The organism is Streptococcus sp. GMD1S (assembly GCF_000296875.1).
GTDB lineage: Bacteria > Bacillota > Bacilli > Lactobacillales > Streptococcaceae > Streptococcus.
Map to the genome: position 1 here is coordinate 1 of NZ_AJQY01000366.1, position 1,265 is coordinate 1,265.

The window sequence follows — 1,265 nt, forward strand, 5'->3', positions numbered from 1 at the left end:
GAGAAGAAAAATTGAATAGAGCGTCACAAAAGCAAGCTTCCAAAGGAACTTTGTTTTGCGGTGTTCCAGATGCACAAACAGGGCATTCCCCCCATAGACACAAGCTACAAAGGCTACAAACATCAAGAGGCGAACCCCTACTGCAAATTCAAACAAACTAAACATTCTTAATCCTCCTTCTGGTATTCCTTTTTTATTTAAACTGTTGACAATGTTGGTCTATCAATGTTAAAATGTAATTCAACATTGGTAGGAAAATCAGGTTGAGTCGTTGACTCTTCGGGTTGCAGTGCTATCCCTGAAACTTTGGTTTCTAAAGAACTGAAATTGCGATTGAACAATTCGCCCCCAGTGTTTGACGGCTCTTGATTTCGGTCAAGGGCTTTTCTTTGCCTCTTTAGTAAGCACTCCACTTCATGCTGTTTCTACATCGTTATACTTATAGATTGATTTCTTAGCTGAGTAAATGATAAAATGGGGTAAAGGTTGAGATTTGGTCTGACTTGGTGACAAGTCTTTCAAAAGTTGTGATTCAATCACTTCAGGTAATGGTGCTGCCCCTTAAGCTTGCTCAGAAAGATCCCTTAATTTTGTCTCAGCCTTTTTGGTTGCTCTCGAGATTTCTCAAGGGCTTTTTCTTTTTTCAAAGATATCATTCTGCCCCAACCATCTACACCAACGATTAATGAAACTAGAACTATATTCTTCCTTAAATCTACTATCTCTTTAGATTCCCCCTTTCATTATAACACCTAAGCGCTCTCCGACCAAATCCTACCTGTCTTTTTGCTCCTTCTTCCCCTCCAGACTTTCTCCATTTCCGTCTTTTACTAATTTTTCATTTTATGGTATAATTGAAATAATTGTAACGAATCAAGGTCAATCTAGACACAAAATGGAATGAAATCAAGCAAATCTCTGCTAAAAGTTTGGAATAAGCTGACCTGTAAATAGAAAGGAACTATATGATTTACAAAGTTTTTTATCAAGAAACAAAAGAACGTAGCCCACGTCGTGAAACAACACGCTCACTTTACCTAGACATCGATGCCAACTCAGAACTTGAGGGCCGTATCTCTGCTCGCCAACTTGTTGAAGAAAACCGCCCAGAGTACAACATCGAGTATATCGAACTCTTGTCTGACAAATTGCTAGATTACGAAAAAGAAACTGGCGCTTTCGAGATTACGGAGTTCTAATATGGCCTACACTCTTAAACCTGAAGAAGTCGGCGTTTTTGCCATCGGTGGTCTGGGAGAAATCGG

Annotated in this window: 2 protein-coding genes; one reads left to right on the forward strand and one right to left on the reverse strand. The window is 39.4% G+C overall.

What is annotated here, in order from left to right; genetic code table 11:
- Positions 1-414: 414 nt before the first annotated feature.
- Positions 415-540 carry a hypothetical protein gene (locus tag GMD1S_RS12690; RefSeq protein ID WP_260468372.1) on the reverse strand — a complete coding sequence of 42 codons (126 nt, stop codon included), beginning with the start codon at positions 538-540 and terminating at the stop codon, positions 415-417.
- A gap of 425 nt (positions 541-965) precedes the next feature.
- On the opposite strand from GMD1S_RS12690, the gene GMD1S_RS10365 reads away from it, so the two are divergent.
- On the forward strand, positions 966-1,199 hold the full coding sequence (locus GMD1S_RS10365) for a DNA-dependent RNA polymerase subunit epsilon (RefSeq protein WP_000639583.1): 234 nt from the start codon (positions 966-968) through the stop codon (positions 1,197-1,199).
- The last annotated feature ends 66 nt before the right edge of the window (positions 1,200-1,265 follow it).

Excerpts from the sequence above, each read along its gene's own strand:
- GMD1S_RS10365 (WP_000639583.1), top strand. The coding sequence starts at position 966 with ATGATTTACAAAGTTTTTTATCAAGAAACAAAAGAACGTAGCCCACGT.